23 protein-coding genes and 3 tRNA genes are annotated in these 24,270 nt (G+C 38.0%); 11 read left to right on the top strand and 15 right to left on the bottom strand.

Annotated features, from left to right (window positions below; genetic code table 11):
- Positions 1–46: 46 nt before the first annotated feature.
- From H592_RS0111785 to H592_RS0111775, 3 genes are all read right to left on the bottom strand, one after another.
- Positions 47–2,170: a RelA/SpoT family protein gene (locus H592_RS0111785; protein WP_028868938.1), complete on the bottom strand. Its 2,124-nt coding sequence runs from the start codon at positions 2,168–2,170 to the stop codon at positions 47–49.
- 90 nt (positions 2,171–2,260) lie between these two features.
- Positions 2,261–3,109 carry a deoxyribonuclease IV gene (gene nfo / locus H592_RS0111780; RefSeq protein ID WP_028868937.1) on the bottom strand — a complete coding sequence of 283 codons (849 nt, stop codon included), beginning with the start codon at positions 3,107–3,109 and terminating at the stop codon, positions 2,261–2,263.
- A 486-nt stretch (positions 3,110–3,595) separates the two neighbouring features.
- Positions 3,596–4,927 carry an IS4 family transposase gene (locus H592_RS0111775; protein ID WP_028868936.1) on the bottom strand — a complete coding sequence of 444 codons (1,332 nt, stop codon included), beginning with the start codon at positions 4,925–4,927 and terminating at the stop codon, positions 3,596–3,598.
- 179 nt (positions 4,928–5,106) lie between these two features.
- On the opposite strand from H592_RS0111775, the gene H592_RS22205 reads away from it, so the two are divergent.
- Positions 5,107–5,352, top strand: coding sequence for a DUF3624 family protein (locus H592_RS22205; protein WP_037071725.1), 246 nt, complete (start codon positions 5,107–5,109; stop codon positions 5,350–5,352).
- Between the two features lie 117 nt (positions 5,353–5,469).
- On the opposite strand, the gene H592_RS0111765 is transcribed toward H592_RS22205, so the two are convergent.
- The 6 genes from H592_RS0111765 to H592_RS0111745 form a co-directional block, all read right to left on the bottom strand.
- The gene (locus tag H592_RS0111765) at positions 5,470–6,600 is read right to left on the bottom strand and encodes an anhydro-N-acetylmuramic acid kinase (RefSeq protein ID WP_245600416.1); all 1,131 of its coding nucleotides are present in this window, start codon (positions 6,598–6,600) and stop codon (positions 5,470–5,472) included.
- Positions 6,590–7,957 carry an oxygen-independent coproporphyrinogen III oxidase gene (gene hemN, locus H592_RS0111760; protein WP_037071724.1) on the bottom strand — a complete coding sequence of 456 codons (1,368 nt, stop codon included), beginning with the start codon at positions 7,955–7,957 and terminating at the stop codon, positions 6,590–6,592. Before hemN ends, H592_RS0111765 begins: the two co-directional genes overlap by 11 nt.
- Before the next feature lie 213 nt (positions 7,958–8,170).
- A complete protein-coding gene (locus H592_RS0111755; RefSeq protein ID WP_425414390.1) occupies positions 8,171–8,617 on the bottom strand; it encodes a DUF2489 domain-containing protein in 447 nt (148 codons plus the stop codon).
- Positions 8,571–8,669 carry an SWIM zinc finger family protein gene (locus tag H592_RS24920; RefSeq protein WP_425414389.1) on the bottom strand — a complete coding sequence of 33 codons (99 nt, stop codon included), beginning with the start codon at positions 8,667–8,669 and terminating at the stop codon, positions 8,571–8,573. The genes H592_RS0111755 and H592_RS24920 overlap by 47 nt, the downstream gene beginning before the upstream one ends.
- The gene (gene yihI / locus H592_RS0111750; protein ID WP_028868932.1) at positions 8,666–9,238 is read right to left on the bottom strand and encodes a Der GTPase-activating protein YihI; all 573 of its coding nucleotides are present in this window, start codon (positions 9,236–9,238) and stop codon (positions 8,666–8,668) included. The genes H592_RS24920 and yihI overlap by 4 nt, the downstream gene beginning before the upstream one ends.
- A 198-nt stretch (positions 9,239–9,436) precedes the next feature.
- Complete coding sequence (locus H592_RS0111745) at positions 9,437–10,039, bottom strand: c-type cytochrome (protein WP_028868931.1); 603 nt, start codon at positions 10,037–10,039, stop codon at positions 9,437–9,439.
- 128 nt (positions 10,040–10,167) lie between these two features.
- Here H592_RS0111745 and yihA point away from each other — a divergent pair, with 128 nt between their 5' ends.
- Positions 10,168–10,866 (top strand): ribosome biogenesis GTP-binding protein YihA/YsxC, encoded by a 699-nt coding sequence (gene yihA, locus H592_RS0111740; RefSeq protein WP_028868930.1) that lies wholly within the window; start codon positions 10,168–10,170, stop codon positions 10,864–10,866.
- A 75-nt stretch (positions 10,867–10,941) separates the two neighbouring features.
- Here yihA and H592_RS0111735 read toward each other — a convergent pair whose 3' ends face one another.
- A complete protein-coding gene (locus H592_RS0111735) occupies positions 10,942–12,930 on the bottom strand; it encodes an ATP-binding protein (RefSeq protein WP_051369147.1) in 1,989 nt (662 codons plus the stop codon).
- 205 nt (positions 12,931–13,135) lie between these two features.
- Here H592_RS0111735 and prlC point away from each other — a divergent pair, with 205 nt between their 5' ends.
- Positions 13,136–15,187, top strand: coding sequence for an oligopeptidase A (gene prlC / locus H592_RS0111730; protein ID WP_051369146.1), 2,052 nt, complete (start codon positions 13,136–13,138; stop codon positions 15,185–15,187).
- Positions 15,188–15,334: 147 nt separating this feature from the next.
- On the opposite strand, the gene cobO is transcribed toward prlC, so the two are convergent.
- Entirely contained in the window at positions 15,335–15,943 is a 609-nt protein-coding gene (cobO, locus tag H592_RS0111725; protein ID WP_037071722.1) for a cob(I)yrinic acid a,c-diamide adenosyltransferase, read from the bottom strand.
- A gap of 307 nt (positions 15,944–16,250) precedes the next feature.
- On the opposite strand from cobO, the gene H592_RS0111720 reads away from it, so the two are divergent.
- Complete coding sequence (locus H592_RS0111720; RefSeq protein WP_028868926.1) at positions 16,251–17,459, top strand: DUF945 family protein; 1,209 nt, start codon at positions 16,251–16,253, stop codon at positions 17,457–17,459.
- Between the two features lie 80 nt (positions 17,460–17,539).
- Here H592_RS0111720 and H592_RS0111715 read toward each other — a convergent pair whose 3' ends face one another.
- Both H592_RS0111715 and leuA read right to left on the bottom strand, forming a co-directional pair.
- The gene (locus H592_RS0111715; RefSeq protein WP_028868925.1) at positions 17,540–18,169 is read right to left on the bottom strand and encodes an MBL fold metallo-hydrolase; all 630 of its coding nucleotides are present in this window, start codon (positions 18,167–18,169) and stop codon (positions 17,540–17,542) included.
- 71 nt (positions 18,170–18,240) lie between these two features.
- Positions 18,241–19,791: a 2-isopropylmalate synthase gene (gene leuA, locus H592_RS0111710; protein ID WP_028868924.1), complete on the bottom strand. Its 1,551-nt coding sequence runs from the start codon at positions 19,789–19,791 to the stop codon at positions 18,241–18,243.
- A 319-nt stretch (positions 19,792–20,110) separates the two neighbouring features.
- Between leuA and msrB the strand changes: the two genes are divergently transcribed.
- On the top strand, positions 20,111–20,557 hold the full coding sequence (gene msrB, locus H592_RS0111705; protein ID WP_028868923.1) for a peptide-methionine (R)-S-oxide reductase MsrB: 447 nt from the start codon (positions 20,111–20,113) through the stop codon (positions 20,555–20,557).
- On the opposite strand, the gene H592_RS0111700 is transcribed toward msrB, so the two are convergent.
- Positions 20,537–20,989 carry a GNAT family N-acetyltransferase gene (locus tag H592_RS0111700; protein ID WP_028868922.1) on the bottom strand — a complete coding sequence of 151 codons (453 nt, stop codon included), beginning with the start codon at positions 20,987–20,989 and terminating at the stop codon, positions 20,537–20,539. The genes msrB and H592_RS0111700 overlap by 21 nt on opposite strands.
- Before the next feature lie 119 nt (positions 20,990–21,108).
- On the opposite strand from H592_RS0111700, the gene murB reads away from it, so the two are divergent.
- The 5 genes from murB (at position 21,109) to H592_RS0111675 (ending at position 23,586) form a co-directional block, all read left to right on the top strand.
- A complete protein-coding gene (gene murB, locus H592_RS0111695) occupies positions 21,109–22,170 on the top strand; it encodes a UDP-N-acetylmuramate dehydrogenase (RefSeq protein WP_028868921.1) in 1,062 nt (353 codons plus the stop codon).
- Complete coding sequence (gene birA, locus H592_RS0111690) at positions 22,163–23,134, top strand: bifunctional biotin--[acetyl-CoA-carboxylase] ligase/biotin operon repressor BirA (RefSeq protein WP_028868920.1); 972 nt, start codon at positions 22,163–22,165, stop codon at positions 23,132–23,134. Before murB ends, birA begins: the two co-directional genes overlap by 8 nt.
- A gap of 117 nt (positions 23,135–23,251) precedes the next feature.
- Positions 23,252–23,327: transfer RNA gene (locus tag H592_RS0111685), tRNA-Thr, on the top strand.
- A gap of 10 nt (positions 23,328–23,337) precedes the next feature.
- A tRNA-Tyr gene (locus tag H592_RS0111680) sits at positions 23,338–23,421 on the top strand.
- 90 nt (positions 23,422–23,511) lie between these two features.
- A tRNA-Gly gene (locus H592_RS0111675) sits at positions 23,512–23,586 on the top strand.
- A 141-nt stretch (positions 23,587–23,727) separates the two neighbouring features.
- Here the strand turns inward: H592_RS0111675 and H592_RS0111670 are convergent.
- Entirely contained in the window at positions 23,728–24,063 is a 336-nt protein-coding gene (locus tag H592_RS0111670) for a helix-turn-helix domain-containing protein (protein WP_245600414.1), read from the bottom strand.
- 24 nt (positions 24,064–24,087) lie between these two features.
- Here H592_RS0111670 and H592_RS24610 point away from each other — a divergent pair.
- The coding region (locus tag H592_RS24610; RefSeq protein ID WP_245600413.1) for a hypothetical protein at positions 24,088–24,270 on the top strand (183 nt) is incomplete at its 3' end.

Below are 24,270 nucleotides of genomic sequence, written 5' to 3'. Positions count from 1 at the left end.
AGTTTATAACTCGCAGTAGGTGATAATTAAAAATTAACTATTTTTATTACTTTTTATTGCTTCGTTTGACACTTTTAACACCAGTTAGTTTCTTAATTTGTCGCATAATACGTGACAAATGTACTCGGTTAATAACTGTTAATGTCACATTAATCGAATAAATTTGATTAGTGACTGCAGTTGTTTGTAAGTCCACTACATTGGCATTACTCTTAGCAATTACATTAAACATTCTTGCTAAACCTGCTTTATGATTGACCATTTGAATGCTCAAATCACTTGAGTATTCATATTGATTCATAAAGTTCATGTCCCATTCGACAGCAATATACTTATCTAGTTCATTTTCAAACCCAATTACATTATGACAACTTTTAACATGTACAACTAAACCTTTACCGGAGCTCGTATGAGCAACAATTTGATCGCCTGGCAATGGCTTACAACAGTTGGCATAGGACAGCATAATATCTTCAGCGCCCTTAATCGCACTTTGTCTAATTTGTTGTTTATGATGGGACTCAGTTAGCTCGTCCGCATTACCACGTAAACGCCTTGCGATGATAATACTTAACAGTTTTCCGCTGCCGATAGCATGCAATAGATCATTGAAACCATCTAAATGATGATCGGCAATGACTTTATCAATATTCTCTTGTGGAATATCAGTCAAGTTGGTCGCGTTCAGCGCTTGTTTTAATAAGCGTCTGCCCATTGGAATCGTGGTTGATTGTGGTAATTGCTTAAGATAATTACGCACACTATTTCGCGCTCTGTGTGTCGCTGCAAAATTTAACCATTCAGGGCTTGGATTAGGCTTTTTAGCGGTAATAATTTCAATCGTTTGTCCGCTTTCTAATTTTTGGCTTAATGATGAGTACTCATTATCCACTTTTGCACCAATACAGTGATGGCCTATTTTTGTATGTAAGGCATAAGCAAAATCAACGGCTGTGGCTAATGCCGGTAAAACAATAATTTTACCCTGTGGTGTTAATACATGAATATCATTTTTACCTAACTCTTGTTTAATATTTTCTAATAAAACAACGGAGTTAGTATTCTGGTCTTCTTGTTCTGTTAAACCTTGGAACCAATTACGGGTTTGTAATTGAGCAGCTATATTAGAACTTTGTGCACTTTCTTTATAACTCCAATGGGCAGCAATACCATGCTTAGCAACGGCATCCATATCTTCAGTGCGAATTTGGATTTCTATATTCACACCTTCATGCGTAATAAGCGTAGTATGTAATGACTGATAACTATTGGTTTTAGGCAGCGCAATATAATCTTCAAAGTATTCTAATTTAGGCTGGTAAAGGTGGTGTATTTGCCCTAAAACGCGATAACAAGTATCTAAATCTTTAACGATGATACGAAATGCATAAACATCCATTACATCATGGAACTGACAGCCTTTTTTACGCATTTTTTTATACAGACTATAGAGATGTTTTTCTCGTCCAATGACTTGTGCATCAATTGACATTGACTCAAGCTGATCTGAAATTTCATCACAAATACTGGCAATAAAATCTTTGCGATTACCACGTGCTTTGGTGATTGCTTCTTTCAGTACATGATAACGCGCTGAATTTTGTGCTTTAAAGGCTAACTCTTCTAATTCGTTTTTTAAATGATGTAAACCAAGGCGATTAGCGATAGGTGTAAATATTTCAAAGGTTTCCTGCGCAATACGCTGACGTTTATCTAATCGTAGTGAATCTAAGGTGCGCATGTTGTGTACGCGATCCGCGAGTTTTATTAGCATCACTCGGAAATCTTTAGACATCGCGATTAACATCTTTCTGATATTTTCGGCCTGTGCCTGCTCGCGATTTTCAAAATTAAATTTATCTAGCTTAGTAACACCTTCAACCAGTTGTGCAACGTTTGGATTAAATGCATCGGAAAGTTCTTGATGGGTGGTCTCAGTATCTTCTAACACATCGTGCATTAATGCCGCTGAAATAGCTTCATAGTCTAATTTCATCGCCGCAAGTATTTCAGCCACTGCAACGGGGTGAGTAATATAAGGTTCGCCACTTGCTCTTTTCACACCATCATGTGCTGCATATGCATAATGATATGCACGTTCGACAAAGGCACATTGCTCTTCTGTCATATAGGTTTGAATAGACGCTTTTAGTGTTTGAAACATAAATATCACTTTCCTTAATTTTAGTGCTACTTTAGTAGCATAATCTCTGTTTAATGAGTTTCAAAGTGTTTAATGCTATAAAGTAACAAATACCCATTAAATACAAGCAGCCCAAAGTTTTAACTGCTTTATCTCTTGTGGCCATAAGCTTTCATCGGTTGTTTCTAAAATTAATGGTATGTGCTCAAAACGATGATCTTTCATAATAAATTCAAAGCATTCCCAACCAATTTCACCAGCACCTAAGGGCGCGTGGCGGTCAACTCTGCTAGCAAAAGGGACTTTACTGTCATTAATATGCATCGCACGTAAATATTCAAACCCAACAATATCAGAGTAAGCTTGAAATGTAGCTTCAGTTGCTTGGTGGCCTCGTAAATCATAGCCCGAAGCAAAAGTATGGCAAGTATCTATACATACACCAACACGTTGTTTATCTTCTACTTGCTCAATAATCGTTGCAAGTTGCTCGAAACGATATCCTAAGTTTGTACCTTGCCCTGCAGTGTTTTCAATCACGGCTGAGACAGAGGTCGTTTGTTGTAAAGCAATATTAATCGATTCTGCAATACGTTTTAAACAATCTTCTGGGGTCGTCTTTTTAAGATGACTGCCAGGATGAAAGTTTAATAACGTTAATCCTAATTGTTCACAGCGTTGCATTTCGTCTAAGAAAGCCGCTCTAGATTTTTGCAAAGCTTCCGCTTCTGGGTGACCTAAATTAATAAGGTATGAGTCATGGGGTAATATATTATCGCTATTAATGTTATAACGCTTGCAAGCGGCTTTGAATTTGCGAATGCTATTTTCATCAAGCGGTTTTGCTTCCCAGCGACGTTGGTTCTTGGTGAATAATGCAAAGGCTGTTGCGCCAATATCATGGGCATTTTTTGGGGCGTTAAAAACCCCTCCTGCAGCGCTTACATGCGCACCAATGTACTTCATTAATAATAACCTAAAATTTGAATGGATAACGAGTATATACTTAAACCACACCAAGATACAGAATCACTGTTAGGTGTGCATGTTAGAATAAAACCTATAATAGGGTAATGCCGTTCGGTTAAGAGATTTTAGGCTTATATCTTAACGGATACCTTGATGGTATATATAGCACTGATTTCGTCGAAGTAATCATTTTCTGTTATAATTATTCTTTTAAAATGCTAGTTGAAGGTTAGTAGCAATCACTTCTTTAATGTGAATAATATAACACTCTGATTTGGCTTATTGATCGCCCTTTATTTTATTCTTGGTGTTTTATGCAAAATTTCCCTACAAACCGTTTCTCTATTGCTCCGATGTTGGATTGGACTGACTTTTAGGCTGTCACTTTCTGTTTGATGATGGGGACGGAATATAGGCGTACTATTATTTTTATATTTTATTTTTAAGCTAAAAGGCGTACTGGGGTGAACTAATGCCGTTCGGTTAAGAGATTTTAGGCTTATATCTTAACGGATACCTTGATGGTATATATAGCACTGAACGTGAAAACGTTCGGTGTTTTCTTTTTTTAGGCAGAATAAAATGCTTAACATCTTCTCGCATAAGTCGAAGTTTTTTGGGAATAGTGCCATCGCCTGATAAAGCGTAGCCTCGAATTTGCATATCTATTATACAAATAGCTGAGGTAAAGCTAATACGAGTAGGTTCAACGTTTGCTTCTTGAGCTATATTTACCATCTCAAGCCTAATTAGATTATAACCAAGCAACACTCCCCACAACTCTTGCTTTACCCCTTCTGGAAACCGACTTCGTAAGGTTATTTCGCCATTGAGTTGGTTATTTTTAAGTTCACCAAAGCTCTGCTCTATTTCCCAACGTTCCCAATAAACAGTTAACAATGCCTCCATGGTATAAAGCTCGGGATCAATGAGTGAAGTAATAAAACCTTTAATTTCCCCTTTGGGTTGCTTATAACAAATCATCCTAGCTTGCCAAGTTTCTGGTAACGTTGGATTTTTGGCACGCGCCTGTGGAGAAACAGGCATTTCAATCAGTAAGTCATTATCGGCATATCGCTTAATAACTTCATATCTCAAATTCTTTTTTACGGGCGTCAACCAGTGAGCATTAATGCCAAATTGTTGCCAATTTAGCATTAAGTCAGCTGAAAAATAACATCGGTCAAATAACGTTAAGGAGTCATCGGGTATATCTGTCAGCAAGCGCTTTGCTAACGTTATTTCACCTATGTCACAGCTATCAAAGGCGGCTCCAAGTAACATGCGAGTATGGGTTGAGTGTAAAGAAACCATACGTAATTGAGGGTATACAGGATGATTTTTTGAAATAAAACCAAATTCAGCTCTATTTTCAGGTGTGTCTTGAGCTCTAAATGTAGTGCCATCGACTGCGAGTAAATTTAGCCCTAATGAATGTGGTTGAGAAATAATGGTCTTATGCCATGCCGCGCACGTCGTACTAAACAGATAACTCATGGGTGATTCGCCTAGGCGTTTGCGACAGTCTGTTAATACGCTAGGAGCAACATGAGAGTAAATTTCATCTGGATTTATTTGCAGGGCAATATCTAAGGACCCACAAACTTCTTTAATAGAATGGTTGCGCATCAAGCCCATCATAATGATGAGCCATACAGCTTGTTCAGCGGGTAAACGCCGGCGCCGAATACTTGCTTTTTGTGTTTTAAACAATGCCTCTTCGATCCATTTTGTATCGATAGCAGTTAAAACATTGTTGTATGAATCTTTATTTTCAAATGACTCATAAACTAATTCCATTTCTTGATTAAACAAAAAAAATCCCCAACCTTTAATAAGATTGAGGATTATGATCTATCTGTAAGATCGTTCAAGTTTTCTTAACAGATCCTTAAACGATCGGCATTATATAATAGGGGGCTTTTTATAGGTCGCTATCACTGATGGGGGCGAATAGATGTCGACTAATAACGTCATTGAAATAGAGGTAATATATGTCTTGTGATGTTTGTACCACAGCACTGATTAAGCAAAAATTAGGTCGTTGTACACAATGTATGTGGATGAATTTTATCTTGTTGGCAGTGACGGGCAGTATTTATTATTGGTTTGATATTAATACACTACCAGCGGTGCAACGTGTTGCTTTTATCATGTTTCTAGGTAGTTTAGGATTATTGATGGTCGCACATTTAAGTGCTTGGAGTTTCTATCGGTGGAAAGGAAGTAAAAAACTTTAATAATAGCAAGGGAGGTAACTATCTTTAACAATATTGCTATGTCCTGCGTTTCGCTTATGGCGTCGTGGTTGTTGAAGTAAGCAAGTTATTAAGGTAAGTAATTTTAGATAGATAGTTTTAAGGTAAGTAGACACAGCCTAGAATCGCATCTCGTTGTGCGCCAGTTACTGCTTTTAATGGTACCGTCTTTTCTAATATACGCTGCTCAGCCAACCAAGCAAATGCCACTGCTTCTACATACATTGGATCAATTGCTAAAGCTTGTGTTGTTTGTATTTTATGCTCTGGCATTAAGTCTTTTAAACGCTGCATTAATAATGGGTTAAGTGCACCGCCTCCACACACGTAAACATCACATCCTTCACTTTGTTGCTTTATTTGGTCACAAATTGTCACCGCAGTAAATTCTAATAAGGTGCGTTGCACATCTTCTTTACTTATTACTTGCGTGGTTAATTTTTGTTGTAACCAATTTAGGTTAAATTTTTCTCGACCAGTACTTTTCGGGGCGCTTAATGCAAAGTAAGGATCGTTTAATAAAATGTCTAATAAGCGTTGATTAACTTTACCAGTGGCAGCAAACCAAGCGTCTTTATCAAAGGCTTGTTGGTGATGTAAATGGATCCAAGCATCCATCAACATATTACCTGGGCCGGTATCATAGCCAAAAGCATGTTCAGTCCCATTGAGAATACTAATATTAGCAATGCCACCAATGTTAAGGATCACGCGTTGTTGCTTTTCTTGTGCAAATAAAGCCTGATGAAAAGCTGGAACTAACGGCGCTCCTTGACCACCATAGGCCATGTCCATTCTTCTAAAATCAGCTACGCAGGGGATCTGTGTTTTAGCTGCAATTAAATTGCCATCACCAATTTGTTGTGTGAAAGCGTAGTGAGTATCGGGTGAGTGGAAAATAGTTTGCCCATGACTGCCGATAGCTGTGATATTACTGGCTTCTATGTTGTGAATATTCAACAGCTCAAGCACTGCTTCTGCACAAGCTAAAGCAAATTGATGGTCCACTTCACCTAATGTTTGTAAGGTCACCTTTTTTTCATTGCAGATGGTGAGTAATTGCTCACGTAATGATGGTGCTAGTGCTACCGCGGTGCCGGCAACTTGTTCAAAGTGACTTCCTTGGCGTTGGCATAAAGCAACGTCGATCGCATCTAAGCTAGTGCCAGACATTAAACCAATATAATAAATCGGTTGTGTTGGCACAGATGTTAGCGGCTTAGATGACACGCGAAAACTGCTGTTGGCGTGCTTTACTGCGTAGGTAAACATCAAAACACATACAGATATTACGGATCAATAATTGCCCAGTTGATAAAACTTGAATTTTTTCAGTATCAATTACCACAAGCTGATCATCGATAAAGGTCTGTAATAAAATGATATCTTCTGCAAAATAGTCTTCAAATTGGATATTAAATTGCTTTTCAATGACACGTTTATTAAGTTTAAAATTACAGATCAATTGTTTGATTACTTCACGACGAATTAAATCATCATTGTTGAGTGCAACACCACGCCATTGTGCATGACCTAACTCTTCAACTTGTTGATAATAATCACTAAGCTTCTTCTGGTTTTGCGAGTAACAGTGTCCAATCTGACTGATTGCGGATACACCTAAGCCTAATAAATCAGCGTCTTCTTGAGTGGTATACCCTTGAAAATTTCGATGTAAAACACCTTGTTGCTGCGCGATCGCTAATTCATCATCGGGTTTAGCAAAGTGGTCCATACCAATAAATTGATAACCTGATGTCGTCAAAAACTCAATAGTATGTTGTAGCATGGCCAATTTCTCTGCAGGTTTGGGCATATCATCTTCATTGATTTTACGCTGCGCGGCAAAAAGGCTTGGCATATGTGCATAATTAAAAATGGATAAACGTGCAGGATCTAGCGCTAAAACTTTTTCTAACGTGAAAGCAAAGGTTTCTTTTGTTTGTAGTGGCAGTCCATAAATCATGTCGAGATTAGTGGATTGAAAGCCTTGTTCTTTGGCGCGAGTTAAAAGTTGCTCAATGAAATCTTCATCTTGCTCACGATTAATCACTTTTTGAACGTCTTTATTAAAATCTTGAACCCCTAAACTAAGACGATTAAAACCTTCTTTTGCTAAATGGTCGATAGTACTCAATTCAATTTCACGTGGATCGACTTCAATACTTAATTCTGCTTGTTCTGAGAAAGTAAAATGAGTACGTAATAAGGTCATTAATCGTGTAATTTGTGGCGGTAATAAGAAAGTGGGGGTGCCACCGCCCCAGTGAAGTTGGCTCACTGTACGATTTTTGAAGTAAATGGCTTGGTTAGCTATTTCTTTTTCTAAATAATCTAAGTATTTGTCTGCTTTTTCTTGGTGACGAGTGATCACTTTATTACAACCACAAAAATAGCAAAGCTTATGGCAAAAAGGGATATGGATATATAAAGATAAAGGGCGGTTGGGATAGGTATCCGTTGCTTGAATCAAATCCGCATGTTCAAAGCTTTCAGCAAATTCCAATGCTGTTGGGTAGGAAGTATAACGAGGGCCGCTATAATTATACTTTTCAATTAGGGCCTGATCCCAAACAAGCTGCTGCATTTTCAACTCTCTTTATTATTTTGTAGGTTAGAAACGCAATATTAGCACCACTTCAAGCGAGTTATATTGCGTTATATCAGTCCATCTAAAAAAAGCATACTTAAGTTATTGTTTATACTATGCTCATTAACTATGGCTATTAGCTATGCACCTTTATACCGAGAATCTGCTCATCTTTCGGCAAGCTGATTTGCCAGCGTTGAATAGTAACGGCTATAGAATAGTAAACTCAGCTAATTTTGCACTTTCTTTAATGATATCTTCTTCAACTTCTACTTCAAATAATTCGCGTTTAATATCCATTATTTTAATCTCTTTTACTGGATAACTCTTACGCTCATCATGGGTTGGCATATCTTTTACTTTTTCATACATTGCCGTTAAAGCTGGGTAAGTAGCCGCTATGTCAATGGGTTTTGAAAGTTGTAATGTTTCTAATAATACCGTTAAACGAATAGCAGCTTCCGATACATTGCATTGCTTTTGTGCGGTCGCTTTAGCGATAAAGCGAATACTTTCAACAATGTTATTGTTTCTATCTTCAATTTTTTGCTGTTTTGTTAATTCTTGTTGCTGCTCAAGTTTCAAAGCCTGTACTTTTTGCATTTTTAATTTATTGAGCAACATGCCAGCATAAAAAGCCAGAGCAAGTACAATCACAACCGCTAAGGTTGCTAATATCATTATCATATCCATGTAGGGTTTCGCCTATCTAAATTCATCTAAAGCTGAGCTAGCATCTTCAAATTGCTGTAATAAGTCTTCTTCGCCTTGATCATCAATCCAACCTAATTTCTTCATTAGTTCTTGATGGCGCTTCATCTGTTTATCAACCCAAATTTGGTCTTCTTTTGATAAAGTTTGATCTGTTTCCATTTGCTCTAATAAATCATTTAAGCGTTCATTGTTTTCAAGTTCCGAAAGTTCTTTTTCAGGTGACAACTTAGGAACTTCTGGAGCTTGTTGTACCGCGCTTTTAATGACTTTCGCTTTGGGTTGTAATTGAACCTTTGGCTTAACAGTTTCTTGGGCTTGATCATTGCTTGTTAAGGCAATCGGTTTTTTGCTGCCAATACGTTTGTCGTTATTGGCTTGTCGTTGATTTTGTTGCGCGCTTTGCTTTGATTCAACGGCATTGCGGTTACCCGCTTTATTACCTTTTAATTTATCTTTGCGTTTTTTATCGCGTGATGCCTGAGCTTGTGATGACGTTTCTTTTCTGCTGCCATCAAATTTAGGTTCAGAGCTACCTGCGCTACGGCTTTTTTTAGTACGAGACATGTTTAGTTACCTTTTTATATCGATCATAATGTATGGCTACGGATAGCGTTTTTCAACATCAATGATAGCGGTGTAATTAGCACCAAAATGGGGGATGTTAGTGTTGCGCAGAATAACAGGTTTATAAAACTTAAAAAAGCATATAAAAAAAGGCATATCTTTAGAGATATGCCTTTTTAGCGATTTAATCAGAAATGATTAATGTAACGCAGAAATATATTCAGATAATAATTCGATATCAGCGTCGCTTAACTTAGCTGAGATATCTTTCATCATACCATTAGGTGCATTATGACGAAGATTACTACGGAATTTTTCAAGTTGAGACTTTAAGTAAGCTGGATGTTGCCCTGAAATTTTAGGGAATTTAGCAAGCTCTAAACCATTACCTCTAGGACCGTGACAAGCAGTACATCCTGGGATGCCGCGATCTAAATCACCACCCATGTAAAACTTCTTCGCTGCTTCTGCCACTTCTGGAGAAACGGTTTCAGGCGTCATTGTTTGAGAAGCAAAATAGGCTGCTAAATCTTCCATATCCTGTTCTGAAAGTCCCGCTACCATACCTGCCATGATAGGATCTTGACGATCACCACTTTTAAACTCTTGTAATTGTTTTACAAGATAAGAGGCATGTTGTCCTGCTATTTTCGGATATAGATTTGATGGACTATTACCGTCAGCGCCGTGACAAGCTACACACGTCGTTGATTTAGTTTTCCCTGCTTCTATATCGCCTTGTGCTTGAGCTACATTAATAAAACTCAATACTGCGATGACTGCTACTAATAATTTATTCATAACTATCCAATCTAATTCTTAAAGTTGTTATTTTAGGCGTGCTACAATGTGCGCAAATAAAGCTTGTGTAGTTTACACAAGTTTTCAGTAAAGTAACAATTTTGCTACACAAACATATGAGGCATATCGTGGAATTTCCAAAAATACATTTTCAAAAGGCACATTTTTTAATTAGTGCACCTGATATTCGCCATTTAGATAAGCATTTACCGGTGGAAAGTGGTATCGAGGTCGCGTTTGCTGGTCGTTCTAATGCAGGTAAATCTAGTGCATTAAATCGCCTTACTCGTCAAAAAAGTTTAGCAAGAACAAGTAAAACACCTGGTCGTACGCAATTAATCAACGTGTTTGAAATCGAAGAAGGCAAAAGACTGATTGATTTACCGGGTTATGGTTTTGCAAAAGTACCGTTAGCAATGAAGCTAAAATGGCAAAAATCGTTGGGTGAGTACTTGCAAGAAAGAGAGTCACTAAAAGGATTAGTGGTATTGATGGATATCCGCCATCCTTTCAAAGATTTAGATCAACAATTAATATTTTGGGCTATTGATGCCAATATTCCGGTGTTAGCGTTGCTCACTAAAGCAGATAAATTAAAACAGGGCGCGCGTAAAACCACGTTGTTAAAAATGCGTGAAGAAGCGGAAAACTTTGAAGGTGATGTACAGGTTGAATTGTTCTCATCTTTGAAAGGGTTAGGTGTTGATGTATTAGAGCGTAAAATAGCGCAATGGTATGGTGAACATGATTTACTAACGGCAACAGCGGAAGAAAATGAAGAAAATACCGAGCTTGATGCAGAACAGCCAATGACTATAGCTGAGTAAAACCGAAAACTGCCGAAAGATTAACTTCGGCAGTTTTTATGTTATTTATCGGCGTTTTTATATAGCGCTAAACGACTAAGAATTCATACATGCTCGATAAGGTATCCTCATCACAAAGTGCGCGCCGGGCGACGAGGGTATGTATTCAATCTCACCTTTAAACAATTGAGTCACAATATTATAAACAATATGAGTGCCTAAACCACTTCCTCCGGATCCTTTCTTAGTGGTTACAAAAGGGTCAAAAATACGTTCGCTCATGTCTTCTGGAATGCCTCTACCCGTATCTCGATAATCGATTACAAGCGTTGTTCCTTGCAATTCAATATCAATAAAAATCTGACGTTCTGCATCCCATTGCTGAAATCCATGGATTAGAGAGTTAATGATTAAATTGGAATAAATCTGCACAAAGCTTCCGGGGAAGCTATAAATAGCAAGATTCTCAGGGCAGGTGATGGTGATGGTGGTTTGGCTTTGTTTTATTTTATACTTTAACGAGGTAACGACCTGCTCAATATTTTCTTTTAATTTAAAGGTATAACAAGCCTCTGAAGATTGATCCACAGCAACTTGTTTAAAACTATTAATCAAATCTGCAGCGCGCTTTAAATTACTGTGTAATAACCGACCCGATTCTGAAAAACGCTCAATCAAACCGTGTAAATAAAGGTCTGAAAGTTGACCATCTTCGAGTTTGTTTTTTAAACCAGCAATCTCTTCCTTTAGCGCTGTTGCTGTGGTGACGCTAACCCCAATTGGGGTATTAATTTCATGGGTGACACCGGCAACCAAACTACCTAAAGAAGCCATTTTTTCAGATTCTACTAAGGTCTGTCGAGTTCGTTTCAGTTGTTCTACGGTTTGGATCATTTGGCTATTACTTGCGGTTAAAGCCGCTGTTCGTTTAGTGACCTTTTCTTCAAGTTGGTCATTAAGCAACAACATCTCTTGCTCTACTTGTTTTTGTGGGGTGATATCGTGGCCAAATCCAATCAAATATTTAATATCCATGCCTTCATAAAAAGCGGAAAAGGTCCATAATAGTGTATTAACTTCCCCCATCTGATCGTGCATCTCAATTTCAATGCCCTGTAACGGTTCGTTCTCTGCGAGTTTGTCTAGTAACTCTTGTTTACGGCTTTCTGATACAAAAATATCTAACCAGTTCTTTTGATTTAATTCTTCCTGTGAATAGCCCGTCAGAATAACAGCAGCAGGGTTTATAGTGGATATTTTAAAGTTAGCATCTAGACAACAAATAATAGTACTCGATGAGTTGATGATGGTGGCAGAGAAGTCTCGTTCTTGCTGCAGTTCTTTGATTGCTATTTCTTTGTCAGTGAGTTCCGCCACAATACGTTTTTTCATTTTATTAAGTAAATAAACAAGTTCATCTAGTTCATCACTTTTTGACGACATATAACGGTCACGTCCATCTAACCTTAAATCTCTATTACTTGCACTGAGTTTAATGTTACGAGTATAAACAGCGATTTTATTAATATGGCGGATAACCATGTAATAGATAATCATTAAGATACAAATGGATACCACCATGGTTTTAATGGTTTGCCCAACTAGGATCAGTAACGATTTTTCGATTAAATTATCGTAAACTTGGTCTAAAGAAGCTGCTACAAATAATGTTCCAACGAGTTGTCCTTGATGTATTAGCTCAAACTTTTTACTAATATCGTAATGCTCTTGGCTAGTGCCCTGATGTGAAATCGCTACTTCGGTATTACCAACGACTTCCTGTACTTTTATGTATTGTATATAAGGCAGGTTTATAATGCCTTGACTCTGAATCTCTATTTGTTCTTTATCAAAATTCCATAAGCTAACCGCGAGCGGCTGAATAAAACTTGATTTGACCTGTTCAATACTATCTTCTATTTTTTCTCTATCTTGTTGATAGTCTAATAATAATTGCAACAAGGTAATAATAATGGCTAAGGCACTACTACAAATTAAAATATAAGAAAGTAGACGTATTGATAAGCTGCTTTTTATTTTAAGAGGAGGTTGCTCTGCGATAGAAGTTATTTTATTTATAGGCATTAATGTCAATCCATTGCTTAAATGTATGTCGATAAATCGACGATATTTGCTATATCTTTATCGCCATCTGGCAGTGTCTACGTACTGTGAGTGGTTCAATTTACTGTTGAGGGTAAAAAAATATCAGTGAGTCTGAATTCAATACCTTGAATTTTATCATTTGCAACCGCATATTATCAGTTCCTTCTCAGATAAGATGAATGCTATGACTATAACAAAAGACTCGAGCTTAACAAAAACCGATGGCCTTCCTTTTTTCAGTCAGTTGAAGATTGATGAAATCGAACCCACTGTCAAACAAACGATTGCAGATAATAAAGCATTAATCGAACAAAAGTTAGCAGAATTAGATACTTATACTTGGGACAATTTTGTAGCAGTATTAGATGAAGCAGATGATCATCTTGGTAAGCTATGGTCACCAGTGTCACATATGAATGCAGTGGTTAGTAATGACGAATTACGTGCTGCACATGATGCATGTATCGGCCTATTTTCAGAGTACGGTACCTTTGTGGGTCAACACCAAGGTTTGTACGAAGCGTACCTAAGCATAGCTGAAAGTGCGGAGTTTGCTGAATTAAAAGATGAACAGAAAAAAGTCATTGAAAATGAACTGCGAGATTTCAAATTAGCAGGTATTGCATTAAGTGATGATAAAAAACAACGTTACGGTGAAATTAAGCAACAACTATCACAATTACAATCTTCTTTTAGTAACAATGTAATGGATGCAACGATTGCCTGGAGCAAGTTAGTTACTGATGAAGAGATATTAGCAGGCCTACCTAAAACGGCGATAGCAGCAGCAAAACAAGCCGCACAAGAAAAAGAGTTAGAAGGGTATTTATTTACACTCGACTTCCCAAGCTATTTAGCGGTGATGTCATACGCAGAAAATCGTGAATTGCGTAAAGAAGTGTATACCGCTTTCGCTACACGCGCATCGGACCAAGGGCCTAATGCCAATGAATTTGATAATAGTGATAATATTGAACAGATATTAGCGCTCCGCCATGAACTGGCTCAATTGTTAGATTTTAATGATTTTGGCGAATACAGCTTAGCGACAAAAATGGCTGAAAAACCAACACAAGTGATCAACTTCTTAACAGAGTTAGCAGATAAGTCGATACTGCAAGCAAAACAAGAACGTGATCAAGTACTTGCTTTCGCAAAAGAAAAAGATGGCTTAGATAACTTAGCATCATGGGATTTAAGTTATTATGCTGAATTATTAAAGCAACAACGCTACAACATATCCGATGAACAATTACGTCCTTACTTCCCTGAGAGTAAAGTCGTGTCTGGGTTATTTGATGTTGTACATCGCCTGTTTGATTTAAATATCAAAGAGTTTAAAGATGTTGATACTTGGCATAAAGATGCGCGTTTCTTTAAAATATTTAATCGTCAAAAAGAGCATATTGGTAGTTTCTACTTAGATTTATACGCGCGTGCGCACAAGCGTGGCGGTGCTTGGATGCAAGATTGCCGTGGGCGTCGTCGTAAAGTGGATGGTAGTTTGCAATTACCCGTTGCTTATTTAACGTGTAACTTTAATAAACCGGTGGGCGATCAAGAAGCTTTGTTTACACATAATGAAGTTGTGACCTTATTCCATGAGTTTGGCCATGGTCTTCATCATATGCTAACTAAAGTTGAATCATCGGGTGTCTCAGGTATCAGCGGTGTACCGTGGGATGCGGTAGAGCTGCCAAGTCAATTCTTGGAAAACTGGTGTTGGGAACCTGAAGCATTAGCATTAATTTCTGGCCATGTTGATACGGGTGATACATTACCTGCTGATCTATTGAAAAAAATGTTAGAAGCAAAAAATTACAACAGTGCACTACAAATGGTACGCCAGCTTGAGTTTTCATTGTTTGATTTCATTTTGCATCATGATTATAAAGTCGATCAAAAAGGTCAAGTTGAAAAAGTATTAGCAGAGGTACGCGCTAAAGTCGCTGTGATAGAAACGCCTGAATTTAATCGTTTCCAACATAGCTTTAGCCATATTTTTGCGGGTGGTTATGCCGCAGGCTATTACAGTTATAAATGGGCAGAAGTCTTGTCTGCAGATGCCTTTTCTCGTTTTGAAGAAACAGGTATTTTCAATGCAGAAACGGGACGCTCGTTTTTAACTAATATCCTTGAAAAAGGAGGGAGTGAAGCGCCAATGACATTGTTTAAAGCCTTTATGGGCCGAGAACCTTCGATTGATGCATTATTACGCCACTCTGGCATTAAATAAACGCACTAAAATTAAATAGCTTAAGCTACTTAATTTAAATATTAAAAAAGGCTTGAAGTGGAATACTTCAAGCCTTTTTATTGTGTCACATGAACTGTTTTAACAAATGGTAAATACTAGTGTGTAAATTCGTTTACCTAAACTCTACTACCACTCAATCCCTGCTTGTGCTTTTACGCCATCTTTAAATGCATGCTTTTCAGCTAAAATCAGGCTATAAGTATCAACAGCATCTATTAATTCTTGTTTTGGACCACGACCTGTTAATACTACGTTCATATTTTTAGGACGATTTTTTAGTGCATCTAAAGTTGGTTGAATTTCAAGATATTCATACTTAAACATATAAGTAATTTCATCTAATATAACTAAATTATATTGTTCATCAGCCATTAGTTCAGCGGCTTTATCCCAGGCTTTTTTAGCACTATCGATATCTTTTTGTCTGTTTTGAGTTTCCCACGTGAAACCGTCACCCATAGTAAACCAATCCACATTGTCATGGCTATTGAAAAACTTCTCTTCACCGGTGGACATTGCACCTTTTAAAAATTGTACAACCGCAACTTTATGACCATGGCCTAATGAACGCGCTAACATACCAAAAGCAGAACTACTTTTACCCTTACCAGGACCAGCTAATAGGATACTCACACCACGCTCTTCCTGTGCTGCTGCAATTTTTTGATCTTGTTTTTCTTTTACCGCTTTCATTTTTTTTAAATGCTTTTCTTCTGAAATTTTATCAGCAGCCATGTTTTTTCCTTATTGTTACTAAATAGGTGATGAACATAGGCCTGAATGATTCAGGTCTATGGATGGATTAATATACCCGTTATCATTCAATATGCAAAAATCAGCAAGACGAGAGGTGAACCGGTGCTAGGCATAAAGGCTAAAACGCCGTTGTAGTTATTATTTGAATTTATTTTGGTCGAATCGACTAAAAACTTGATTCAACTATTGTAATCTACAATGTTTTCAATAAATAATGAAGTAAATACACACCTCAGGCAGGTCGATTTCGAATCTCACTAGAAGCCATTTTTTTAATAAGGGCATAATGAAAAAATTATTTATCTCAATACTTGCACTGTTTTGTATCTTATTAGTTAGTACCTATTTTGTTGGTGAAATGGTGCAAACTGAATTTGAGAAGCAGGTGATACAGTCACAAAACAAACAAGCACAAGTGCAGTTGATTAGTTATGAGAAATCATTATTAACAGCACATGCGAAAATTGAAATCAGGATCCCAGTTGAAGGGCAGGGTGTGCAATATATCGTGATTGATTCTGATATTCGTCATTATCCGTATAAAGCGATAGCAAATAGCCAAATTAAGTTATTAGATTCGTACCAAGCTCAAAAATTAACACAATACTTCAAAACTGAGCAGTGGTTATACTCGACTGAAGAGCTCAACTTATTAGGCCATGTTACGGGAAAAGTGACATTAGTTGCAGGGGCATTTAGTAATCAACTTGAAAGTTTAAATACCGCACCGTTATTCTTTAACTATCAATATGATTTAAAAGATGACTCTGGTGCTTTTGATATTGATTGGGCTGGATTTAGTGGCGCTATTTATGATGAAAAGTTTGCCACGGATAATATCGCGGTATCAGCGACTTTTTCACAAGTAAAAAACAGCGATTTATTTAACTACCAATACCAGGCTCACCTTGCCCAATTTCATTTCCAGCGAGAAGAGCAACAGTTACAGCTTAAATCGGTACGTTTAGAGGGGCAAAGTGAAATAGGTCAACAGCAACAAACGGTTAATACAGTAAGTGACTGGCGGATAAAGGAGCTTAAAAACGGTACGGAAGTCTTTACTGATAATCATATTAAACTATTGTTATCAGGGCTTAATGTGGCAGCGCTACAAGACTTAAAATCGAGCTTAGAAAGACCGCACCTAATTAAGCAGAAATTGGGACATGTTTTGAGCTTAGGAGGTAAAGTTACTTTACAGACACTACGTTCAAATACGCCTTGGGGAGAGCTAAATGCTGACCTTGACCTTAATATTCAGCGTGGTAAAGGTCTCGCCGAAGTAATGGATAACCCATGGGCTTTAATCGATTACAGCAACGGTGAGTTGAATGTGAGTTTACCGGAAAAGCTAGCCGAACAACCCAATGTTGGCGGATTTATACAAATGGGAATTGCTAGTGGTATCTTAAAACAACAGGATCAGCAGTTAACGTTAACATCGAATTTAGATAGAGGTGAGCTGAAGGTAAATGGGCAAGTTGTGCCAATGTAAAAATTAATGGTACTCAACTAAAGTTTACAAAGCGAGTGGCATGTCACTCGCTTTTTATTCATTCTCGCTTTGAGTAAAAACTAACGCAAGTAAGGGTTACTGACTTTTTCTCTGCCAATGGTTGTGGTTGGACCATGACCAGGAAATACTACTGTTTCTTCAGGTAACGTTAGTAACTTTTGTTTAATGCCAGTGATCAATTGTCCATGGTTGCCACGCGGAAAATCAGTACGGCCAATCGAGCCATTAAATAAAATATCGCCGACAATAATTTGTTTGCTCTGCGCATCAAATAAAGCAACATGGCCAGGTGTATGTCCAGGGACATGCAAAACGTCGAGCTTGATATTACCGACTTCAATCACATCACCTTCTTCTAACCACTGTGTTGGTAAAAAACTGCTGGTGTTAGGGAAAGAGAACATCTTACTTTGCTCTTCAAGCGTCTCTAACCAGAAAGTATCTTCTTTTTCTGGGCCGATAACAGGTACATTCAAACGCTGCATTAATGGCTCGGTACCGCCCACGTGATCTAAGTGACCATGGGTTAAAATGATTTTATCAACGGTGACATTATTATTCTTAACCGCAGCAAGAATACGCTCCACTTCACCACCGGGATCGACGATGGCTGCTTTTTTTGTTGTTTCACAAATCACCAAACTACAATTCTGTTGGTAAGGTGTAACGGGAATAACAACTATTTTCATTTTCTAATCCTCAATAATGCAAAAGGCAACACTCGGTTGCCTTTTTATCAAACTCATTAACGGAGTTTATTTTAAACTTGTGCTAAATGCTGTTTCTTCACTTCAACAGCTTTAGCAAGATGGATATGGTTCATCACATGCACTAATGCTTTTGCAGAAGATTCGATAATATCTGTTGATAAACCAATACCATGGAACTTTTGCTCTTTATAAGAAGCAACAATATCCACTTGCCCTAATGCATCTTTACCCTTACCTTTACTGCTTATTTTGTAAGAGTCCATATTAATGTCTAATCCAGACATACGCATTAAACATTGATAAGTTGCATCAATAGGGCCATTACCTGTTGCCGCTTCGACCACACGCTTATCGTCACCGATTTGCATCACAACAGTGGCCGTTGCTACCAAACCAGAACCAGATTGTACGTTGATACTAGATAGTTTGTAATACTCAGGCTCATTATCGATTTGGTTAAAGAACATTAACGCTTCTAAATCGTAGTCAAACACTTGTCCTTTTTTATCGGCTAACGCTAAAAAGCTAGTGTATAACTCTTCTAAATCATAATCTGTATCGCGGTAACCTAACTCTTGCATACGGTGTTGAATAACGTGGCGGCCAGAGCGAGAGGTTAAGTTTAATTTATTAGTTAAAATGCCCACGCTTTCAGGAGTAATAATTTCATAAGTATTCTGTGCTTTTAACACGCCATCTTGGTGGATACCAGAAGAATGAGAAAAGGCATTAGCCCCTACAATTGCTTTATTAGATTGAATCGGCATATTACAAATTTGGCTAACTAATTGGCTAGTACGTGCAATTTCTACCGGGTTGATATTGGTTGAGTAGCCCATTTTAGCTTTACGTGTATGTAAAATCATCGCCACTTCTTCCAATGAACAGTTACCAGCACGCTCACCGATACCATTCATTGTACACTCAATTTGGCGCGCGCCATTTTCGACAGCAGTGATTGAGTTAGCAACCGACATACCTAAGTCATCGTGACAATGTACAGAAATAACCGCTTGATCAATGTTAGGCACGCGGTCGAATAATGTTTTAATAATACCACCAAACTCACTTGGGTAAGTGTAACCAACGGTATCTGGAATATTAATGGTGCTTGCACCTGCTTTAATCGCCTCTTCAACCATACGGCATAAGTTATCAATTGGTGTACGGCCTGCATCTTCACAGGAGAACTCAACGTCATCGGTAAAGTTACGTGCATACTTAACGGCTTTCACGGCCATCTCTAATACATCATCAAATGAACGCTTTAATTTACTTTCTACATGGATAGTAGAGGTTGAGATAAAGGTATGAATACGGAAAGCATCAGCAACTTTTAATGCCTGTGCTGCGGCATCAATATCTTTAGGCAGTGCACGAGAAAGGGCACAGACGCGACTATTTTTAATCTCTTTAGCGATGGTTTGAACAGATTCAAAATCACCCGGTGATGAAATAGGAAAACCTACCTCCATAATATCCACCCCTAAACGCTCAAGCGCAAAGGCAATCTGAAGTTTTTCTTTTACTGTAAGGCTTGCACTTAGCGCCTGTTCACCATCGCGTAAAGTGGTATCGAAAATAATTACTTGCTCAGACATAGAAATCCCTCTTATAGATAGTGGTTTATCGTGGCTATAAAAAAACCCGCGCAGTGCACGGGTTTTTAGAGTTTAACTGATATTGATTCAGACACTCATACCCCGTACGCATTAAGCGTCAGCAGTAAATTTGGCAGGAGTGCAGAAAGAAAGGTCATCAATTTACTCGATATATGATAGTTATATGAATAATTACGGTTTTTAAATTGTGCGTCAAGTGCTTATTACCATAACCGAGATAATGACCGCAGTGTTTGTAACGTTTTATTCTCGTTAATAAAGTCGTATTATCGAATATATTGAATAGAGAGGAAAGATAATGAGCGAATTTAAAAAACCATCTCAAGATGAGTTAAAGCAACAACTAAATGACTTGCAATATCAGGTGACACAGCATGAAGGCACGGAGCCACCTTTTAATAACTTATATTGGGATAATACGGCGGAAGGTATTTATGTTGATATCGTATCTGGTGAACCCTTGTTTAGTTCATTAGATAAATTCGATGCGCATTGTGGGTGGCCGAGTTTTACACAACCTATCGCTGAAATAGAGCTAACGGAGAAAGTAGACAATAAGCTATTTTCACAACGTACAGAAATAAGAAGTGTTGAAGCCGATTCGCATTTAGGTCATGTTTTTGATGACGGCCCAGCACCAACCGGTTTGCGTTACTGTATTAATTCCGCTGCATTACGTTTTATTGAAAAAGAAAAAATGGCAGAACAAGGTTATGCAGATTTATTAAGGTTGTTTGAAGCGTAAATTCTCATTAGGAAGTGCTCTACTCATACATAGCAGGGGTTTGCGACTATTATAGCGCTGATATTGGATACCGAGTTTTTCGGGTAATTCGTCCGCAGAAAAAAGTGTAAACCCTAATCGTTGATAAAATGTTTGTAAATGAGGGTAAGGAAAACAATAAATTGTTTGCACTTGAGAAAGCAGTAATTGGGAAATTAAAGTGCTCGCTAAACCTTGCCCCCGTGCTGCTTCATTACAAGCGACACCGGTTAAAAGTAATGCACCTTGTACCTTTTTTAAACGCGCCGCACATAGTATCTCTTGGTTTTTTAATACAAACACTTGTTCACTTTTATTCGCGAGTCCTTTTTTATACACCTGCTTATAAAATTGATTCACTAAAGGAATGTGATGTTTTTGTAATTGGCTGAATTGAAGTGAGCTAAGATCCATCTAAATCCCGAGTGACTTGTTTCAAGTGGTTGATAAGGTAAACTATCTAACCGTGGCCTACTTGAATTTTTTATCAGTGATAAGTAGGGGCGACTATATTAATGCCATAAGGGATTATCATGATTGAAAAAAACAGCTCACTCAAGGCTTTTAACAGCTTTTCAATTGATGCTCATGCGCATCTTCTTTTTCATTTTCGACAGCTTTCGCAATTACCCGAATTATTAGCATTGATCAAAGAGATGCGCGCTAATGATAAGCCTATTTTAGTATTAGGTGGGGGGAGTAATACTTTATTCTGTGACGATTTCAGCGGTTTAGTGATTAAAGTAGAATTGATGGGCGTGGCTCATAGTGCAGATCAAACTCATCATTTGCTCACCGTGAGTGCTGGGGAAGATTGGCATCAACTGGTTGAAAGTACCATCGAACAAGGCATTTATGGCTTAGAAAACCTAGCATTAATACCGGGAGTCGTAGGCGCAGCGCCAGTACAAAATATTGGCGCCTACGGTGTCGAGCTTAAAAATTTCTGTGTCAGTGTTGATTATATTGACCTTATCGACGGCAGTCTCAATACACTTTCCAATGAACAATGTTTATTCACCTATCGCGATAGTATTTTCAAGGGGTCTTTAAAAGATCGCGCTTTAATTACATCAGTGTCTTTAAAATTACCTAAGCAATGGCAAGCACATTGTCGTTATGGTCTGTTGCAAGGTCTCAATGAGACTGAAGAGTCGGTGAGTGCAAAGCAAATATTTGATAGTGTCTGTCGTATTCGCAGCGAAAAATTACCTGATCCTAAAATATTAGGCAATGCTGGTAGCTTCTTTAAAAACCCTATTGTCAGTGAACACTTAAGCCAACAACTTTTATCCCATCATTCGGATATGCCACATTACCCACAGCCCGATGGCAATGTTAAATTAGCAGCAGGTTGGTTAATAGACCAATGTGGTTTAAAAGGTAAAAAAGTAGGTGGCGCTGCAGTGCATCTACAGCAGGCCTTAGTGCTTATTAACGATAATGGAAAAGCAACGGCAGAGGATGTGATTGAATTAGCATGGTTTGTTAGAGAGCAAGTATTACAAAAATTTGCAGTGCTATTAGAGCATGAGGTGCGCTTCATTGATGCCGTTGGTGAAACATCGCTACAACAGGTGATCCAAAATGTCTGAATTAAACGAGCAAGGTAACAAGTTATTAACGCTACTAGCCGACGGTGAGTTCCATTCTGGTGAAAAAATCGGTGAGTTATTAGGGGTATCAAGAACCTCGGTTAATAACTATATCAAAGCCTTGCAAGAGATTGGCTTAGATATTTATAAAATCACCGGAAAAGGTTATTGCAGTGCCACACCCTTAGCATTATTGGACCAACAAACCATTAAGCAGGTGAGTGGTACAGAACATGTACATGTAGAACAAATTCTGGAATCAACCAATCAATACCTATTAGATAAAATTCCCTCGCTTGATAACGGCCAAACCTGTATCGCAGAATATCAAACCGCTGGACGTGGGCGACGAGGACGAGAGTGGATCTCTCCATTTGCTTCTCACCTCTACTTCTCAATGTATTGGCGATTAGATGCAGGTATAGAAAAAGCCTCCGGTTTAAGTTTACTGGTTGGCATCGCCACCGTTAATGCATTGGAAAAGCTAGGAATTCAAGGCGTAGGGTTAAAATGGCCTAATGATCTTTATTATCAGGGTAAAAAGCTTGCGGGTATCTTAATCGAACTCAATGCGCAGGCCTCTGATGTTTGCCATACCGTGATTGGTATTGGTATTAATGTGAGAATGCCAGCAGAACAAGGTAAATTGATTGATCAGCCTTGGATTGATTTAAATAGCATAAGTACACAACCTGTTGATCGTAATAAACTATCAGGGCTATTAATTAAAGAATTGCATACGCTATTGCATGCCTATGAAGAAACAGGACTAGCTCCATTTTTAGCGCGTTGGTTTGAATTGGACTGCTTTATTAATCAACAGGTGAATTTACTGGTGTCTGATAAGGTGCAAAAAGGCATTTGCAGAGGTATTAATGATCAAGGTGCCCTGTTATTGGAAATAGATGAACAAGTGGAAGCGTATATTGGTGGAGAAATTTCGTTACGTTTGGCGAATAATTAGGCTAAATGTGGAAAATTGATTTGTTTTTAAGCAAACAATCAAAAAACTCCAATTTTTTACTAAGAAACACTTGCAAGGTGTGCTCAAGTTCTTTAATATTCGCGGCACTTAGACAGCGCCGACTTAGCTCAGTAGGTAGAGCAACTGACTTGTAATCAGTAGGTCACCAGTTCGACTCCGGTAGTCGGCACCATCTAAGTACTGGAGGGGTTCCCGAGTGGCCAAAGGGAACAGATTGTAAATCTGTCGCGAAAGCTTCGGTGGTTCGAATCCACCTCCCTCCACCATATTTTTATCTCACTTGTCACAGTGAGTAAGCAAATAACAATGCACAGCATTGTTTTTTGCTTGGTAGCTTTTGCTACTAGATGCAGTTTGCGGGCATCGTATAATGGCTATTACTCCAGCCTTCCAAGCTGATAATGCGGGTTCGATTCCCGCTGCCCGCTCCAAGTTTTATACTTAAAAACCAAGCACTTGTGCTTGGTTTTTTTGTTTCTGCTTTCTGAAAAAATATTCGGTGACCAAACGGTGACCATTCGGTGCCTAAGTATATTTTTTAATGGTATTGATAGTAACCTATCTTCTCGTTTCTATTCCTCTGGGTTTACTTCTGATTTTTTACTTTGAAGTTCATAAAGTTCTCCAACCTCAACTTCTAAATATTCACATAACGTTTCTACTACATTTAATTCCACCCGCGTTGCTGTTTCATTAAATATTCTTCTAATCGTCCCTGGGTTAATACCTGTATCTCTCGAAACATCGCTCATTTTTAAGCGCTTCTCACCCATAATTTTTGATAAATGACATTTCAACAAAGTCTTCTCCAGAAAATAAAAGTCTCCTATAGACTTTAAAAGGTTGCAAAGGTCTTTTTTAGTGCTATATTTGTTCTGCAGCAGACTTTTAGCGTCTGCAAGATGCAAATTAAACTATTAGGAGATTGTACAATGGATATTACTTATATGACAACTTCAGAGTTATCTGATCGTATTAAATACGATCAACGAACAATCAGAGAGCAATTGAAAGACTCTGTTCTTTTTGAAGGTGTTCATTATATTCGTCCATTTGGAGGGCGAAAAATCTTATACATCTGGGAAAGAATAGAAGAAGAAATGCTTAATGGTATT

It is taken from the genome of Psychromonas arctica DSM 14288, from assembly GCF_000482725.1.
Classification (GTDB): Bacteria; Pseudomonadota; Gammaproteobacteria; order Enterobacterales; family Psychromonadaceae; genus Psychromonas; species Psychromonas arctica.
The sequence above is the reverse complement of the archived record's forward strand: the minus strand, read 5'-3'. Positions and strand labels throughout refer to the sequence as shown.

Excerpts from the sequence above, each read along its gene's own strand:
- nfo (WP_028868937.1), bottom strand. The coding sequence starts at position 3,109 with ATGAAGTACATTGGTGCGCATGTAAGCGCTGCAGGAGGGGTTTTTAAC.
- H592_RS22205 (WP_037071725.1), top strand. The coding sequence starts at position 5,107 with ATGTCTTGTGATGTTTGTACCACAGCACTGATTAAGCAAAAATTAGGT.
- hemN (WP_037071724.1), bottom strand. The coding sequence starts at position 7,957 with ATGCAGCAGCTTGTTTGGGATCAGGCCCTAATTGAAAAGTATAATTAT.
- yihI (WP_028868932.1), bottom strand. The coding sequence starts at position 9,238 with ATGTCTCGTACTAAAAAAAGCCGTAGCGCAGGTAGCTCTGAACCTAAA.
- H592_RS0111745 (WP_028868931.1), bottom strand. The coding sequence starts at position 10,039 with ATGAATAAATTATTAGTAGCAGTCATCGCAGTATTGAGTTTTATTAAT.
- H592_RS0111735 (WP_051369147.1), bottom strand. The coding sequence starts at position 12,930 with ATGCCTATAAATAAAATAACTTCTATCGCAGAGCAACCTCCTCTTAAA.
- prlC (WP_051369146.1), top strand. The coding sequence starts at position 13,136 with ATGACTATAACAAAAGACTCGAGCTTAACAAAAACCGATGGCCTTCCT.
- cobO (WP_037071722.1), bottom strand. The coding sequence starts at position 15,943 with ATGGCTGCTGATAAAATTTCAGAAGAAAAGCATTTAAAAAAAATGAAA.
- H592_RS0111720 (WP_028868926.1), top strand. The coding sequence starts at position 16,251 with ATGAAAAAATTATTTATCTCAATACTTGCACTGTTTTGTATCTTATTA.
- H592_RS0111715 (WP_028868925.1), bottom strand. The coding sequence starts at position 18,169 with ATGAAAATAGTTGTTATTCCCGTTACACCTTACCAACAGAATTGTAGT.
- leuA (WP_028868924.1), bottom strand. The coding sequence starts at position 19,791 with ATGTCTGAGCAAGTAATTATTTTCGATACCACTTTACGCGATGGTGAA.
- msrB (WP_028868923.1), top strand. The coding sequence starts at position 20,111 with ATGAGCGAATTTAAAAAACCATCTCAAGATGAGTTAAAGCAACAACTA.
- H592_RS0111700 (WP_028868922.1), bottom strand. The coding sequence starts at position 20,989 with ATGGATCTTAGCTCACTTCAATTCAGCCAATTACAAAAACATCACATT.
- murB (WP_028868921.1), top strand. The coding sequence starts at position 21,109 with ATGATTGAAAAAAACAGCTCACTCAAGGCTTTTAACAGCTTTTCAATT.
- birA (WP_028868920.1), top strand. The coding sequence starts at position 22,163 with ATGTCTGAATTAAACGAGCAAGGTAACAAGTTATTAACGCTACTAGCC.